Raw genomic sequence first — 15,093 nt, 5'->3', positions numbered from 1 at the left:
ACAATGTTCCTATTATGTTCTAATGGAGCATGGTTGCTGAAAAGGGTCGAGGCGCGACGTTGAATGTCGCTAGCCACCGCTTCAATATCGCGGAACAGATCGCTGACGGCGACTGGCTCGATACGCTTGATGCCATTGATGGCCCCGCACCGCGCCGTCGCACACAGGTCACCGTCGAACATCCCCGCACTATCATCAGCCGCAACAAGTCGCCTGATCTCTCCTTTAGCCAATCGATTAACGCTTATCGAGGCTGTGAGCATGGATGCATTTACTGTTTCGCCCGGCCAACCCACGCCTATCACGATCTGTCACCCGGCCTGGATTTCGAAACGCGCCTCTTCGCCAAGCCAGATGCGCCCGCCCTGCTCCGCGCCGAACTGTCCAAGCCGTCCTACATAGTCTCCCCTATCGCCATGGGGACCAACACCGATCCCTATCAACCGATCGAACGGGATTGGAAGATCACCCGCCAATCTATTGAGATATTAGCTGAATGCCGCCACCCACTCTTCATCACGACAAAGTCCGACCGGGTTCTTCGCGACCTGGATCTTCTGAAGGAGATGGCGCGCGACCGGCTCGTCGCCGTGATGATCTCCGTAACGACCCTTGACCCAAAGGTCGCGCGTACTCTCGAACCTCGCGTGGCCCACCCACTCCGGCGGGTGGAGGCTATCCGTCAGCTGGCGCAAGCAGGCGTGCCGGTCGTCGCCAGCGTCTCTCCCATCATTCCCGCCATCACGGACCATGAGATAGAGGCCATAATCGAGACGGTCGCCGCCGCTGGGGCTCGCGACGCTACCTTCATCCCGGTTCGGCTCCCCTACGAGGTGGCACCCCTATTCCGCGCCTGGCTTCAGGAACACTATCCCGACAGAGCCGCAAAAGTCATGGGAATCATTCGTGAAATAAGAGGGGGCCGCGATAATGATCCTGATTTCGGGACCAGAATGCGCGGCCAAGGGGTTTGGGCCGACCTGATACGCACCCGTTTCATCAAAGCGCGAAAGCGCGTCGGCTTTTCAGGCGAGAGGCTGACACTCAGGACCGACCTGTTCCGTCCGCCCGCAGGTCCACAGCTTCAACTCCTTTGATCAGGCCGTTGCCGCAACCAGCCTGAAGCCGGAGCGCCGAGTCCGTGCCCGATACCCATCCGCTTTCGGCTCCATCCGTTCGAAGCTTTGGATGGACAAGCCCGCAATGAGCGCGATCGCGTCTACCTGATCCGCCCCGATCAGGAAATCATCTCCAACGAACATCCGCGCAGCCTTGCCGCCCGCCAGTGGGGTCCGCAGGAAAACTTCGCTGCGCCCGCCCCTGTTTCGCAGCAGCAGTTCCGCCAACACGTCAACGGCTGCGGCATCCTGCACATCCACCACCAATTCCATCCGCGATGCGCTGGCGAGTTGATTGAATTGCTCCACGCCTCTGATCGTCACGCGAGGTGTTTCCTCGCCCGGCATGCGATCCAGCTCTACCATCAACAGGGCGCAATCACCGTCCCGCGCCATAGCCTCGATAGCCTTGCATGCATCTTCATCGAAGCAACTCGCCTGGAATTGCCCGCTGCTGTCGGAGAATGTAGCAGCCGCATATCGCGCGCCGCGTCGCGTTTCGCGCCAGCGCACCTCTTCCACCATCGCGGCCATGACCGCATTGGCGCGCCCGCCCTCCGCCACCTGTTCGGCACAGATCGCTCCGTAGCTTCTCGCCCCACGCGCCTCAGCCAGATGACGATAACGATCAACAGGGTGCGCCGAAAAGTAGAAGCCAAAGGCTTCTTTTTCCTGCGCCATCCTGTCCGTAGTGGACCAGGTCTGATGGGGCGGAATTCGGACATCTGCATGCGGCGTCTCGACGTCGCCAAACAAGCCGCCCTGCCCGCTTTCCCGCGCTTCAGCAGCACTGGCGGCAACGCTCAGGATCGTATCTGCCGCTGCATGCACTCCAGCCCGGTCGGGATGGATTTCGTCGAACGCGCCTGACGCCGCGAGGCTTTCAAGCTGGCGGCGGTTCAGCAATCGCGGCTCTATCCGGTCTGCAAAGTCATCAAGGGACTTGAATGACCCGCCCGCATCCCGCTCGGCAACCAGCTGCTCCATCGCCTTTTCACCGACGCCCTTCAGCCCCCCCAGGGCATAGCGCACCGCGAAACCAAGGCGCGCATCCTCACCCTCATGCTGGATCGGTTCAACGGAGAAGTCGGCAAGACTGCAATTGATGTCGGGCGCAAGGCAGCTAAGGCCCATGCGTCGCATGTCATCGACAAAGATGGTCAGCTTATCCGTGAGATGGATATCGAAAGCCATCGAGGCGGCATAGAATTCCGCCGGGTAATGCGCTTTCAACCACGCCGTCTGATAGGCAAGCAGCGCATAGGCGGCGGCGTGGGACTTGTTGAAGCCATAGCCCGCGAACTTGTCGATCAAATCGAACAGCTCATTGGCTTTGGCGGCCGGAATGTCGCTCCCGGCGCAACCTTCAACGAATCGCGCTCGCTGAGCATCCATCTCCGCTTTGATCTTCTTGCCCATGGCACGACGAAGAAGGTCAGCGTCCCCCAGGGAATAGCCCGCCAGAATCTGGGCGGCCTGCATCACCTGTTCCTGATAGACGAAGATGCCGTATGTCTCTTCGAGGATAGGCTTCAGGAGAATATGAGGATATTCAATATCTTCCTGGCCGTTTTTACGGCGCCCGAACATAGGAATATTATCCATCGGACCGGGCCGATAGAGCGAAACGAGCGCAATTATGTCGCCGAAATTGGTGGGCCGAACGGCGGCCAGTGTCTTGCGCATGCCCTCCGATTCCAGCTGGAACACGCCGACCGTGTCGCCCCGCTGAAGGAGGTCATAAACGGCCGGATCGTCCCAACTGAGGATGCTCAAATCGATCTCGACGCCCCGCCCAGCCAGCAACTGGACCGCCTTTTGCAGAACAGACAGCGTTTTGAGACCCAGGAAATCGAACTTCACCAATCCCGCGCCTTCGACATATTTCATGTCGAACTGAGTCACCGGCATGTCCGACCGCGGATCGCGATAGAGCGGTACAAGCTGTGACAGCGGCCGGTCGCCAATGACGACGCCCGCTGCATGAGTCGAACTATGCCGGGGGAAGCCCTCCAGCTTCATCGCATAGTCGATCAGCCGTTTGACTTGATTGTCATTGTCATATTCGGCCTTGAACTCTGCCACGCCGTTCAAGGACCGTTCCAGCGTCCAGGGGTCTGTCGGATGATTGGGCACCAGCTTGGCAAGCCGGTCCACATGCCCATAACTCATCTGCAGAACGCGTCCGGTATCCTTCAGCACCGCGCGCGCCTTCAGCTTACCGAAGGTGATGATCTGCGCGACATGGTCGGAACCATATTTCTGCTGAACATAGCGGATCACTTCACCGCGCCGCGTTTCGCAGAAGTCGATGTCGAAGTCCGGCATCGAAACGCGCTCGGGATTGAGGAAGCGTTCGAACAGCAGCCCGAGTTGCAGCGGATCAAGATCCGTGATGGTGAGCGCCCAGGCGACCACTGAGCCTGCGCCCGAGCCACGGCCCGGACCCACAGGAATATCCTGCTCCTTCGCCCATTTGATGAAGTCGGCAACGATCAGGAAGTAGCCGGGAAAACCCATCTGAATAATGATATCAGTTTCGAACGTCAGCCGGTCGAAATAGGGCTGGCGGGCCTCATCTCCCTCGATCCCCGCCTTTTCCAGCCGCCACTCCAGTCCTTCTGTTGCCTGCTCGCGCAACATCCGCGCTTCGCCTTCGATGTCGCCAGCGAGGCTCGGCAGGATAGGCTTGCGCTTTGGCGCAGCGACCGCGCAACGTTGGGCGACTAAAAGCGTGTTGGCTAGCGCCTCCGGCAAATCCTCGAACAGCCGCTTCATTTCTGCGGCGGGCTTCATCCACGCGTCGGGCGAACTCGTCCGCCGGTCGGGAGTCTCGACATAGGCCCCGTCGGCGATGCAGAGCATTACGTCATGAGCCTCGTGAAAGTGAGGCTCGGCAAAGCAGGTCGGATTGGTCGCGATCAACGGCAGATCACGCGAATAGGCAAGTTCGAGCAATTCAGCTTCCGCCCTGCCTTCTATGGGATCAAGCCTCCGGCAAATTTCGACATACAGCCGATCCTGAAAGAGGGTCTGAAGCCGGTCGGCATAGGCAAAGGCGGCGTCGGGCTGGTCCTCCGCGAACAATCGCGCAAGCGCACCCTCCGCCCCAGCGGTCAGAGCGATAAGCCCTTCCGTCCTACCAACCAGCGCATCCAAGGTAACGTGGGGGACTTCTTCGACCGGACGGTCTAGGTGCGCCATCGAAACCAGCGCGCAAAGATTATCGTATCCCGCTTCATCCTGGGCATAAAGCGCCAGCCAATCATGCACGGCAACGGCATTGGCGGGGCGCCCGGGCCGCAATATGCCCAGCATGGCTCCGATTATCGGCTGAACGCCCTCGCCCTTGCAGGCATCTGAAAAAGCCATCGACCCATAAAGGCCATTGCGATCAGTGATCGCTGCTGCCGGAAAGCCGAGCGTTCGCGCTTGCTTAGCGATCTTCTTCGGCTCGATCGCGCCTTCCAGCATGGTGAAAGAGGAAAAGATGCGAAGAGGTACAAAACCGGCGTGAGGCATTCTGCATTGATAGCGCCGCTACCGCCTCGGGCGCCAGTCCTTCTTGAGAAATGCTGTGGATAAGCTGCGGCGTCGGTCGGCTCCCAAGCTGCACCGATGTGGCGCTATCTCCGGGCCGCTCGCCCCATGATTAAGCATTCTCCAACTTCTCACACATAATTGCACGCATATGCGTTTATCCACGATCACCAACTGGGCTTATGGCGCCACCGTACTCCTGACGCTCGCTTCCGGCACGACGATGCTCATGGCATCAGGCGCTGAAAAGGCGGAACGCACCGCAGTCGAGCAGCGGGCGGTCTTTGATCAGCTTACGGCCGCGTTGCTCGAAGACAGCTACCGACAGACGGAGCAGGCGCGGGCATTCTCGATTACCGGCGATCCCACTCACGTCATTGCCTATCGGCGCGAGAAAGCGGCGATGAGCTCGGTGGAAAAGCGTATCAGCAGGTTGCGTGACGTGGGTGCGACGGAGGCCGAACTTCGTGCTCTTCGCGACGCCCTCCATTGGACCGACGCTCTCTCCGATGAGCAGGAAGCGGCCTTACGCGCCGTGAAGGCTGGCAACCCCGACACTGCCCGGACGATATTGTTCGGCGACGAATATGGCCGCGAACTCGACCGCATCGGCGCCCAGATCGGCAAATTCCAGTACATGCTCGATCAACGTACCGAAGCGACGATCGCACGTGCCACGACGACTGCGCGGCAATGGCGGAGCATGTCGGAAATCATGCTCGGCGCCACGGCGCTCCTTTTTCTCTGTGTTCTCTATTTCATTCTCAAACAGCGCATCCTGCACCCGGTCGTTCGCCTGAGCGATGTAGTGACCCGATTGGCCGCACAGGATTTTGCAGCAATCCCGCCGGAATTTTCGCATGTCGATGAAATCGGGGATATGGCTCAGGCGATCCGGATCTTCCGCGAAAATGGCTTGGAGCGGCAACGGCTGGAAAAGGAACGCGACGCCGAGCGGATAATGCAAGACCTTCTGTCCCGCATGACGCAGCGCCTTCAGGGTTGTGACAACAGTTCCGATCTCATCGACGTCGTGCGACGGTTCGCTCCGGAGATCGCCCCCGACTTCGCGGGCAGGCTGTATATCCACGACGCACGCCGGAATGCGATACGCCAGGCCTGCGACTGGTTGTCACCACTATGGTCGAACGAGGAGTTTCCTCCTTCAAGCTGCTGGGGATTGCGTCGCGGCCAGATGCACCGGCCTTCGGGGAACATCATCGACATTCCTTGCGAACATCTGGGCGGGCAATGTACGGCTTCGACCATCTGCATCCCGCTGGCTGCGCAGGGTGAGACCATTGGTCTCCTTTATTTCGAAGAGCCCGGTGGCCTGGCAGCCGATCAGATCGAGAGGACCGAGAAATATCTGGAGATGCTGGCCGAAAATATCGGGCTGGCGCTGGCAAATCTCCGCCTGCGCGATGCGCTGCGCGAAATGGCAATGGTCGATGCGCTGACCGGGCTCGCCAACAGGCGGCGGTTCGACGCCGCACTTGAAGACGCAGTGGCGGTCAGCACGCGTGATCGCTCTCCTCTGGCGTGCCTCATGATCGACATCGATCATTTCAAACGCTTCAACGACGCACATGGCCATGATGCCGGAGACGCTGTGTTGCGGGCTGTGGGCGGTGTGCTCGACGACTCGCTCCGTGAAGACGGTTTCGCCTTCCGCTTGGGTGGCGAAGAGTTCGTGCTGTTGATGCCCGGATTTTCGCTGGATCAGGCGATCGATCGTGCGCGGCAAGTCCAAGCGAGGATTCAAAATCTGCGCGTGCAGCATGGCCATCAAGAGCTTGGCCCCATCACGGCTTCATTCGGTCTCGCCGCCTATCCCGATCATGGCAAAGCTGCGCAGCTCGTCCAAACTGCCGACGCCGCGCTCCTTCGCGCAAAGGCGCAAGGACGAGACCAGATCGTGGTCGCCACTGTCCGTGAAGATGCCTCAGTTCAGGCCTGAGGCTTCTTCCAGCAACCCTTCATGAAGACGGACGACGCGATCCATCTTTTCCGCGAGCCTTTCATTATGAGTCGCGACCAGAGCGGCCGATCCTTCCTCTCGCACAAGGCGAAGAAACTCGGCTAGCACGATATCGGCTGTCCGTTCATCCAGATTCCCCGTGGGTTCATCGGCCAGGATCAAGGCAGGACGGTTGGCGAGTGCCCGCGCCACCGCCACGCGTTGCTGCTCACCGCCGGAAAGTTGGCTCGGCCGATGATCCAGACGATGACCAAGGCCCAAGGATGTCAGGAGCGACTCAGCACGTGCACGTGCCGCATTGAATTCCTTGTCGCGGATAACCTGGGGGAGGATGACATTTTCGGCCGCGTTGAAATCCGGCAGCAGATGGTGGAATTGATAGACGAAGCCCAATGCATCCCTGCGCAAGCGCGTCCTCCCGTCATTATCGAGACGCGCAGCTTCCTCACCGTCGATGCGGATGGACCCGTCGAACCCCCCTTCCAACAGACCGACCGCCTGTAACAGGGTCGATTTGCCGGACCCTGACGGCCCGAGTAGCGCCACGATCTCTCCCTCTCCGACGTTCAGGTCGACGCCGCGCAGGACCTCGATCGTCACGCCTCCTTGAGTGAAGCTGCGCTTCAGGCCCGCAACCTTCAATATGTCATTCATAGCGCAGCACCTGAACGGGATCGGTATTGGCAGCCTTGAAGGCCGGATAAAGCGTAGCAAGAAAACTGAAAATCAACGCCATCAGGCAGATGATCGTGATTTCGATGGGATCTGGCTTAGCCGGCAGTTCGGTCAGAAAACGGATCGAGGGATCCCACAAATTCTGCCCGGTCAGGAACTGGATCGCGTTCACAACACTCTGCCGGAAAAAGAGGAAGGTGAAGCCCAACACCATCCCGGCCACCATGCCCAATGATCCGATAGTCACGCCCACGGTCATGAATATCTTGACGAGTCCAACCCGGCTTGCACCCATTGTTCGCAGGATCGCGATATCACGCGTTTTCGCTCGCACCAGCATGATCAGCGAGGAAAGGATGTTGAAAACCGCGACCAGCACGATGATCGAAAGCACCACGAACATCGCGACCCGTTCAACGGCCAACGCTTCAAAAAGGGAGGCGTTCATCTGACGCCAATCGGTCACGACAGCCCGACCCGCAACCTTTCCAGCCAGCGGTTGCAGGATTGTTCCCACCCGATCAGCGTCCACAGTCTCGATCTCGATCATGCCGACCACGTCGCCGAGCAACAATAGAGTCTGCGCATCTTCCACAGGCATCACGACGAACGCCTTGTCGTAGTCGTAGACACCCACCTCAAAGATCGCCGCCACCTGATAAGAAATCTGGCGCGGCACAGTGCCGAACGGCGTCGAGCGCCCTGCGGGATTGATTATGGTGATGCTGTCGCCAAGCTGAAGGCCCAGATTTTCCGCCAGTCGCGATCCTATGCCGACCTTGCCTGCGTTGGCGGTGAGGTTATCCATGCTCCCCGCCAGCACCTTCGCCTTCAGTGTCGCATTGTTCCGGATGTCCTTGACGGTCATGCCGCGGACGAGGACCGCTTCAACCCGTCCCTGAAAGCTGCCCAGCAGCGGCTGTTCGATAAGCGGCGTTGCACTGGTAACCCCGGGCGTCGCCTTTGCTTCTTTCAATATGGATCGCCAATCAGGCAACCGTCCGCCATAGCCCTGCACCACCGCATGGCCATTCAGTCCCACAATTTTGTCGAACAACTCAGCACGGAACCCATTCATCACACTCATCACGATGATGAGCGCAGCCACCCCCAACATCACGGCGGCGAGGCTTATCCCGGCGACGAGGAAAATGAATCCCTCTCCCTTCCCAGGCAGCAGATAGCGCTTGGCAATCATGCGTTCGTAGCGTGACAAGATCATGGTGGCGCGAACGGCCCTTTGCGTGATGTTAATTACTGCCCGTCTAGCAGGGTCTCCACTAACGGCAAGCATCGCAGATTGTTGCACCTCAGCCACAGGCCTGAAGCTAAAATCTTCCCGTACGGAAATAGCCCGTGACAGCGGGCCTTCGGAGCCATAGCAAAGTCATCGAAGCACAGGTTAATGGCCGTGGTTCAGGGATACTGCTTCCCGCTTCAAGCTTAGGGGGCTGAGAAGTGGTTGAGGCAGACCAAGGGGGAGACGAGCAATCGTCCATTAGTGCCCGGATCGTGGAAACACGATCCGGGCACTTTTGATTCCGGCCGAAACAGGCCCCTTGAAACCCGATTTCGTTCAACCATATCAACGACGCACGGCCGCCTGATGGGGCCGCGCATCGTATCGCCGGACGCCAGCATGGGTCCGGTATGATCATTTTGCTCTGATGGAGACTATGACATGCGTGGTTTTGACCTTACCCCCTATCGCCGCTCCACTGTGGGTTTCGACCGACTTTTTGATCTGATCGAAAACAATGCCCGGTTGCAGCAGGGCGACAATTATCCCCCTTTCAATATCGAGCGTCTTTCGGAGGACCGCTATCGGGTCACTTTGGCGGTTGCCGGCTTTCGACCTGACGAAATAGACATCACTGCTCAGCAAAATCTGTTGCAGGTTGTCGGACGCAAGGAAGATAGCCCGAACTCTGATCGCTCCAAATTCCTGCATGTCGGCATCGCCAATCGCAGCTTTGAGCGGCGTTTCGAGCTGGCCGACTTCGTGCGGGTGGAAAAGGCCGATCTTGCAGACGGGCTGCTGACGATCGAACTCGTTCGCGAAATCCCCGAAGCGATGAAGCCCAAGAAGATCGCTGTGAATGGCGGGCAGCTGGTCGATATCAACAAGGATCGCGACGCGGCCTGATCGACTTTGCCCAACCGATGTACATGGGGCGCGGCCTGAAGGTCGCGCCCTTTTTGCATCTCAAATCTCTACCTGGCTACCCAGTTCGACCACGCGGTTGGTAGGAAGGCGGAAGAACTCCATCGCGCTTTCTGCGTTTCGCAGCATCCAGGCGAAGATTTTTTCTCGCCACAGCGGCATTCCTGGATTGGCAGACGGCAACAGCGTTTGGCGTGCCAGGAAGAAACTGGTTTCCATCATCCTGAATGCCTGACCGCATCCGGTGACATTCTTGAGGGCCGCGGGAACATCCGGTTCCTGCATGAACCCATATTCCAGCACGAGGCGGAAGAATCCTTTTCCGAGATCCTCCAGCCTGCATCGGCCATCATCCTCAACGACTGGAACGTCCTTGATCTTCACTGTCAGCAGGATGACCCGCTCATGCAACACCTTGTTGTGTTTCAGGTTGTGGAGCAAGGCATGGGGAACGCCGTTTGGCGTGGATGTCATGAACACGGCCGTCCCAGGAACGCGCACAGCGCTGTTGGCCGCTGAGGCCACGAACACAGGGATCGGCATCGCGCCTTCGCGCAAGCGATCCTGTACCAACCGACGCCCCCGCGACCATGTGGTCAGCAGCGTAAATACGACGAAACCGATCAGCAGCGGGAACCAGCCGCCGTCCGGCACCTTGGTAAAATTGGCCGCGAGATATGCGCCGTCCACAATGAAGAATACCGCAAGCAAGGGTGCGGAATAATACCAGCGCCACTTCCACAGCCTGTAGAGCAGCACGGTCAGCAGCAGATTATCGATGAACATCGCTCCGGTGACGGCGATGCCATAGGCGGCAGTCAGATTGGACGATGTCTGGAACACCAGTACCAGCAGGATGACCATCACCATCAATCCCCAATTGATGAGGGGGATATATATCTGCCCCGCGGTCGAGGCACTGGTATGCGCAATCCGCAAGCGGGGCATGAAGCCCAGTTGGATCGCCTGCTGCGTCACTGAAAATGCGCCGGAAATGACTGCCTGGCTGGCAATTATCGCTGCCAGAGTCGCGAGGCCTATCAGGGGCAACTGCGCCCATTGGGGTGCCAGATGATAGAAGGGGCTGTGGAGCGCAGCCGCGCCTTCGCGGAACAGCAGAGCCCCCTGCCCCATATAGTTCATCATCAACGCCGGGAGGACGAAGCAAAGCCAGGACACGCGGATCGGGCTGCGCCCGAAATGCCCCATATCGGCATACAGCGCTTCCGCCCCGGTCACCGCGAGGACGACCGCGCCCAAGGCGAGGAAAGCCGGCAATGGATCGGTCATGAAGAACATGAACGCCCAATAGGGATTGAACGCTAGAAGAATGCCAGGCGTCTTGATTATGCTGATGATGCCCAGGGCCGCGATCGTGACGAAATACATCAGCATGATTGGGCCGAATAGGGCAGCAACCCGGTTAGTCCCGAAGCCCTGGATCCAAAACAGGCCCACCAATATGATTACTGCGGCAGGTAGAATCGCGGGCGCCAGTTCAGAATTGTAAACGGCCAGACCTTCCACAGCCGACAACACTGACACCGCGGGAGTGATCATGGAATCGCCGTAGAAAAGCGAGGTCGCGAACACCCCCAAAAGAACGATGCCGCGCGACCATCGCTGAGTCTTTGTCTGTCCGTTGATCAGTGCGAGCAGCGCTAGGCTGCCACCCTCGCCCTTATTGTCGGCGCGCATGATGATGGAGACATATTTCAGCGTCACGACCAACATCATCGACCAGAACATCAGGCTGATGACGCCAAGAATGTGGTCGGGATCGAGGGCCAGATGATGATGGCCCGCGAAAGTTTCACGAAAAGCGTAGAGCGGGCTGGTGCCGATGTCGCCGAACACGATGCCGATCGCCCCGACGACAAGCTTGGCCGTCGCCTTCTGGCCCGCGTGGCTATGTCCTTCAGACCCGTCATCCTGCGCGTTCGCGACGGCGCTCGCCAATTGATCAGCCATGAAGGAAACGCCAGACGGTCATGATCATACGACACTCAAGCCAAGGCATGCGCACGGGGACAATCCCGCTTAACTCACAAGGATGGCGCGCGCCCTATCACGCCTCCCTGAGCAGCGCAATTGACGAGCCATGTCATTGAACAACAGGCGCGCTGTCAGCCAGCATCGCGTCGATACGCTCAATGTTAAGCTCCAGTTCCGCCCTGATTTTCGAGCCTTCAGGCGCCCTTACGGCCAAAGGCGCCCAAAGATCGCGTGCGGCCTGCAACTGGCCCGCTCGAACGAGAGCCAGACCGTAGAAATAGGGCGGAGCAGGAGCTTGTGGGTCAAGCGACATGGCGCGCCGGTAAGCAAAGTCAGCGCTCGGCGACACCACACCTCCAGCATGTGCCACAAGCGCGTTGCCCAGACCCAGCCACAGGTTGGGATCGCCCGGCGATTGCTTGATCCCCGCAAGCAGCACATTCGCCGATTCTTTCGTCTTGCCCTGCCTGCCAAGGCCGTCTGAGAGCATCAACCATTGCCCGGCTGGACCATAGCGCTCCGCCATGCCGCGGCGCAGTTGGGCGACTTGCTCATCAAACTGCTTGCCGTTTGAAGCAGCAGCACTTCTGGGCGCTCCCGCCAAGCCAGGATTTCCCTGCCACGCATAACCGGCAAGGCCAAGTAGCAGAGCGGCAGCCGTTAGCTCCCATGAAACGCGCGGAATACGTCCGACGGCTACCAGAAGCGCCATCAGGCAAATAGCGAACGCAGCCGCTATGACCCATCCTGTCATTGCGGCCCTCCCCGCTTGATCCGTCCGCGCACAAGCAACAGCCCAAGGCCGATCAGCAATAATGGCGCGCCCCAAAGCGGCCAAAGAACCGGGTCCGCGGTAGGCTCATAACTTACCCAATCGCCATAACGTTCAATGAGCCAGGTCCGGATATGCTCGGGTTGTTCCCCCGCCATGATCCGCTCCCTGATCTGGGAACGCATATCACCTGCCAGACTGGCGTTGCTGTCTGCAATAGATTGGCTCTGACAAGTGAGGCAGCGAATCGTTTCCATCAGCGCCTTCGCCTTCCGTTCGAGCGCTGGATCATCGATTTGCCGGTCTGCATAGGGAGCCGGAGGAAGCCCCGACTGCGCTAGCACCGGCGAACTCATCAGCAACGCAAGCAATGTCAGCAGCCGTGTCATCGCGCAGCCTCCAAACGCTGGAGAATCATCGGGATGTCATCCGCCCGTATGTCACCGACATGCTGGTAGGCGATGCGCCCCTTTCCATCGATGATGAAGCTTTCTGGCACGCCGGAGGAGCCAATCGCGATCTGCACGCTGCTGCGCGCATCCAGGCCGATACGGCTGTATGGATTGCCATAGCGCTGAAGAAAGCGGTCGACATCAGACCGGGCGTCACGGATCGCGACCCCGTCAATTTCCACACCTGCTTGCTTCAGCGCCATAAGCTGCGGAGCTTCCGCAGCGCACGGCACGCACCAACTGGCGAAGATGTTCAACAGCCGGGGTTTGCCCATTGCCAGTTCCGCGCTGGCCAAGGCGGGGCGATCGCTGGCCGCTGCTGGCAAGGTGAATTCGGGCAATGCTTTACCGACGAGCTTGGAGGTGATGACCCGGTCGTCCGGTTTCAGCAAGCCACTCGCAAACAGGATGAAAAATCCCGCAAAGAAGATAAGGGGTAGCCAGATCAAGAGCTTCTTCATGTCGCAAGCGTCCTGCTCCGCCATTTAAGAAGCCATCCCCGGCGCTCGCGCCCTACCAGTGCCAAAGCGCCACCAAGGGCAATCAGCCCGCCGCCAAACCAGATCAGCGTGACAAAAGGTTTCCACCAGACCCGCAGTTGCCAACGTCCCTCGGTCGCTTCTTGGCCCAGCACCACATAAAGCTGCCCGTTCCACCGGGTCAGCAGGGCCGCTTCAGTGGTGGTCGTGGGGGGAGAGGGGAAGAAACGAGATTGTGGATGCAGGGCAACCGGTGCCCCATTCCCCCGGCTCGCCTCCATGTCAGCTTGTAACGCTGTCCAATTGTCTCCGGCGATCGGCGAAATCTGCACGAGGCGGAGTTTCCAATCGGCAGCTTCGACGACGTCGCCGGGGCGGACGGCCGCCAGCTTTTCAACGGTAAACGCAGAATTGCAAGCCATGCCCGCAAGGCTGACAGCGCATCCGAGGTGAGCGATGACCATCCCCCAGGTGAACAGAGGCGTACGGCGCAAGTTGCGCTTCCACAACGGGGCGAGGCTGCCCCCTGCAACGGCCAAGGCGATGACCAGCCCAAGGAACGGGAGCACGCCAATCCGTCCCCAGGCGAACATCGCCATGACGGCAAGAGCGATCAAGGCGATGACGGCCGGAATCATCATGCGCCCGGCAACCTCTGCCAGCTTATCCCGGCGCCAGCGGGTCAATGGTCCCGCCACCATGACGATCATCAGGATGAGCGCAATCGGACCAGCTATCCTATCGAAATAGGGAGCACCGACCGACACCTTATGGCCGAACGCCTCGGTCAGCAGCGGATAGAGGGTGCCGATCAGCACGAGGCCGAGTATCACCGTCAGCAGCAGGTTGTTGATCACCAGCATGGTTTCGCGACTGACAAGCTCGAACGGCGCGCCCTCGCGAACAGCCCCTACCCGCCATCCGAACAACGCCAGCGCGCCTCCGATATAAAGGCCCAGGAGGATCAGGATGAAGCTGCCTCGTTCCGGATCAACGGCGAAGGCGTGGACGCTCGTCAATATGCCCGAGCGGACCAGGAAGGTCCCAACCATCGACATAGAAAACGCGATGACGGCCAGCATCACTGTCCAGGCCCGCAACGCATCGCGCGTAGCGAGTACCGTTACGCTGTGCAGCAAGGCCGTGGCCGCGAGCCAAGGCATCAACGAAGCGTTTTCCACAGGATCCCAGAACCACCAGCCTCCCCAGCCCAGCTCATAATAGGCCCAGTAGCTGCCAGCCGTGATTCCGAGCGTCAGCAGTATCCAGGCTGCCAGCACCCAAGGACGCATTGCCCGGGCGAAATCTGCATCAACCCGCCGCGTCAGCAGCGCACCAATGGCAAAGGAGAAGGCCACGGAGAGGCCGACATATCCAAGATAAAGGGTCGGCGGGTGGAACGCGAGGCCGGGGTCCTGCAACAAAGGATTGAGTCCTTGACCATCCGCTGCGGGAGGAGTGACCCGCGCGAAGGGGTTGGATGCGAAAAGCAGGAATGCATAAAATCCCAGGCTAATAGCCGCCTGACCGCCCAGCGTCGCCATATGCGTGTCCCGCCGTAGCGCCCGTTCAAACAGGGCAACGGCAGACCCAGCAACGCCCATGACCGTCACCCAGAGCAGCATGGAGCCTTCGTGGTTGCCCCAAGTTCCCGCGAACTTGTAAAGCCACGGCTTCATGGAATGGCTGTTGGTGGCGACCAATAGCACCGACATGTCTGATCGCATAAAGAGCGTTATCAGCGCCACAAAGGCGATGGCGGTGAGAGAGCCTTGGGCGACGGCGACCGGTCGGACAGCCTGGAGCAATTCGCTCTTTTTTCCCGCCAGCCCGAAAGCCACCAGGCTCAGTTGTAGAAACGCCAGCGCCGCCGCAAGCCATAGCGCGGCCAGACCCGCTTCGGCGATCATGCCGCCT

General features: G+C 59.4%; 11 protein-coding genes. 3 read left to right on the top strand and 8 right to left on the bottom strand.

The genetic code is table 11. The annotated features are described in order from the left end of the window. Positions 1-29 precede the first annotated feature (29 nt). Entirely contained in the window at positions 30-1,097 is a 1,068-nt protein-coding gene (locus tag ACZ5YV_RS04195; protein ID WP_464788713.1) for a PA0069 family radical SAM protein, read from the top strand. On the opposite strand, the gene dnaE is transcribed toward ACZ5YV_RS04195, so the two are convergent. Continuing rightward, entirely contained in the window at positions 1,098-4,640 is a 3,543-nt protein-coding gene (gene dnaE / locus ACZ5YV_RS04190; protein ID WP_464788712.1) for a DNA polymerase III subunit alpha, read from the bottom strand. A gap of 169 nt (positions 4,641-4,809) precedes the next feature. On the opposite strand from dnaE, the gene ACZ5YV_RS04185 reads away from it, so the two are divergent. Further along, positions 4,810-6,618 carry a diguanylate cyclase gene (locus tag ACZ5YV_RS04185; protein ID WP_464788711.1) on the top strand — a complete coding sequence of 603 codons (1,809 nt, stop codon included), beginning with the start codon at positions 4,810-4,812 and terminating at the stop codon, positions 6,616-6,618. Here the strand turns inward: ACZ5YV_RS04185 and ACZ5YV_RS04180 are convergent. Together ACZ5YV_RS04180 and ACZ5YV_RS04175 are read right to left on the bottom strand one after the other, a co-directional pair. Beyond that, positions 6,604-7,293: an ABC transporter ATP-binding protein gene (locus ACZ5YV_RS04180; RefSeq protein ID WP_464788710.1), complete on the bottom strand. Its 690-nt coding sequence runs from the start codon at positions 7,291-7,293 to the stop codon at positions 6,604-6,606. The two genes, ACZ5YV_RS04185 and ACZ5YV_RS04180, sit on opposite strands and share 15 nt — an antisense overlap. Then, positions 7,286-8,536 carry a lipoprotein-releasing ABC transporter permease subunit gene (locus ACZ5YV_RS04175; RefSeq protein ID WP_464788709.1) on the bottom strand — a complete coding sequence of 417 codons (1,251 nt, stop codon included), beginning with the start codon at positions 8,534-8,536 and terminating at the stop codon, positions 7,286-7,288. Before ACZ5YV_RS04175 ends, ACZ5YV_RS04180 begins: the two co-directional genes overlap by 8 nt. A 459-nt stretch (positions 8,537-8,995) precedes the next feature. Here ACZ5YV_RS04175 and ACZ5YV_RS04170 point away from each other — a divergent pair, with 459 nt between their 5' ends. After that, positions 8,996-9,460 carry an Hsp20 family protein gene (locus tag ACZ5YV_RS04170; protein ID WP_196226014.1) on the top strand — a complete coding sequence of 155 codons (465 nt, stop codon included), beginning with the start codon at positions 8,996-8,998 and terminating at the stop codon, positions 9,458-9,460. Positions 9,461-9,520: 60 nt separating this feature from the next. On the opposite strand, the gene ACZ5YV_RS04165 is transcribed toward ACZ5YV_RS04170, so the two are convergent. The 5 genes from ACZ5YV_RS04165 to ACZ5YV_RS04145 all read right to left on the bottom strand — a co-directional run bounded on the left by ACZ5YV_RS04165 (position 9,521) and on the right by ACZ5YV_RS04145 (position 15,086). Beyond that, on the bottom strand, positions 9,521-11,449 hold the full coding sequence (locus tag ACZ5YV_RS04165; RefSeq protein WP_464788708.1) for a potassium transporter Kup: 1,929 nt from the start codon (positions 11,447-11,449) through the stop codon (positions 9,521-9,523). A gap of 133 nt (positions 11,450-11,582) precedes the next feature. After that, complete coding sequence (locus tag ACZ5YV_RS04160) at positions 11,583-12,227, bottom strand: tetratricopeptide repeat protein (RefSeq protein WP_464788707.1); 645 nt, start codon at positions 12,225-12,227, stop codon at positions 11,583-11,585. Beyond that, positions 12,224-12,634, bottom strand: a complete 411-nt coding sequence (locus tag ACZ5YV_RS04155) for a cytochrome c-type biogenesis protein (protein ID WP_464788706.1) — start codon at positions 12,632-12,634, stop codon at positions 12,224-12,226. Before ACZ5YV_RS04155 ends, ACZ5YV_RS04160 begins: the two co-directional genes overlap by 4 nt. Further along, entirely contained in the window at positions 12,631-13,158 is a 528-nt protein-coding gene (locus ACZ5YV_RS04150) for a DsbE family thiol:disulfide interchange protein (protein ID WP_464788705.1), read from the bottom strand. The genes ACZ5YV_RS04155 and ACZ5YV_RS04150 overlap by 4 nt, the downstream gene beginning before the upstream one ends. Continuing rightward, the gene (locus ACZ5YV_RS04145; protein ID WP_464788704.1) at positions 13,155-15,086 is read right to left on the bottom strand and encodes a heme lyase CcmF/NrfE family subunit; all 1,932 of its coding nucleotides are present in this window, start codon (positions 15,084-15,086) and stop codon (positions 13,155-13,157) included. Before ACZ5YV_RS04145 ends, ACZ5YV_RS04150 begins: the two co-directional genes overlap by 4 nt. Between the last annotated feature and the right edge of the window lie 7 nt (positions 15,087-15,093).

This window comes from Sphingobium sp. TomTYG46 (assembly GCF_055396345.1).
The sequence above is the reverse complement of the archived record's forward strand: the minus strand, read 5'-3'. Positions and strand labels throughout refer to the sequence as shown.

Coding starts and splice junctions, on each gene's coding strand:
- ACZ5YV_RS04155 (WP_464788706.1), bottom strand. CDS start 12,634: ATGACACGGCTGCTGACATTGCTTGCGTTGCTGATGAGTTCGCCGGTG.
- ACZ5YV_RS04165 (WP_464788708.1), bottom strand. CDS start 11,449: ATGGCTGATCAATTGGCGAGCGCCGTCGCGAACGCGCAGGATGACGGG.
- ACZ5YV_RS04170 (WP_196226014.1), top strand. CDS start 8,996: ATGCGTGGTTTTGACCTTACCCCCTATCGCCGCTCCACTGTGGGTTTC.
- ACZ5YV_RS04195 (WP_464788713.1), top strand. CDS start 30: ATGGTTGCTGAAAAGGGTCGAGGCGCGACGTTGAATGTCGCTAGCCAC.
- dnaE (WP_464788712.1), bottom strand. CDS start 4,640: ATGCCTCACGCCGGTTTTGTACCTCTTCGCATCTTTTCCTCTTTCACC.
- ACZ5YV_RS04160 (WP_464788707.1), bottom strand. CDS start 12,227: ATGACAGGATGGGTCATAGCGGCTGCGTTCGCTATTTGCCTGATGGCG.
- ACZ5YV_RS04145 (WP_464788704.1), bottom strand. CDS start 15,086: ATGATCGCCGAAGCGGGTCTGGCCGCGCTATGGCTTGCGGCGGCGCTG.
- ACZ5YV_RS04180 (WP_464788710.1), bottom strand. CDS start 7,293: ATGAATGACATATTGAAGGTTGCGGGCCTGAAGCGCAGCTTCACTCAA.
- ACZ5YV_RS04185 (WP_464788711.1), top strand. CDS start 4,810: ATGCGTTTATCCACGATCACCAACTGGGCTTATGGCGCCACCGTACTC.
- ACZ5YV_RS04175 (WP_464788709.1), bottom strand. CDS start 8,536: ATGATCTTGTCACGCTACGAACGCATGATTGCCAAGCGCTATCTGCTG.
- ACZ5YV_RS04150 (WP_464788705.1), bottom strand. CDS start 13,158: ATGAAGAAGCTCTTGATCTGGCTACCCCTTATCTTCTTTGCGGGATTT.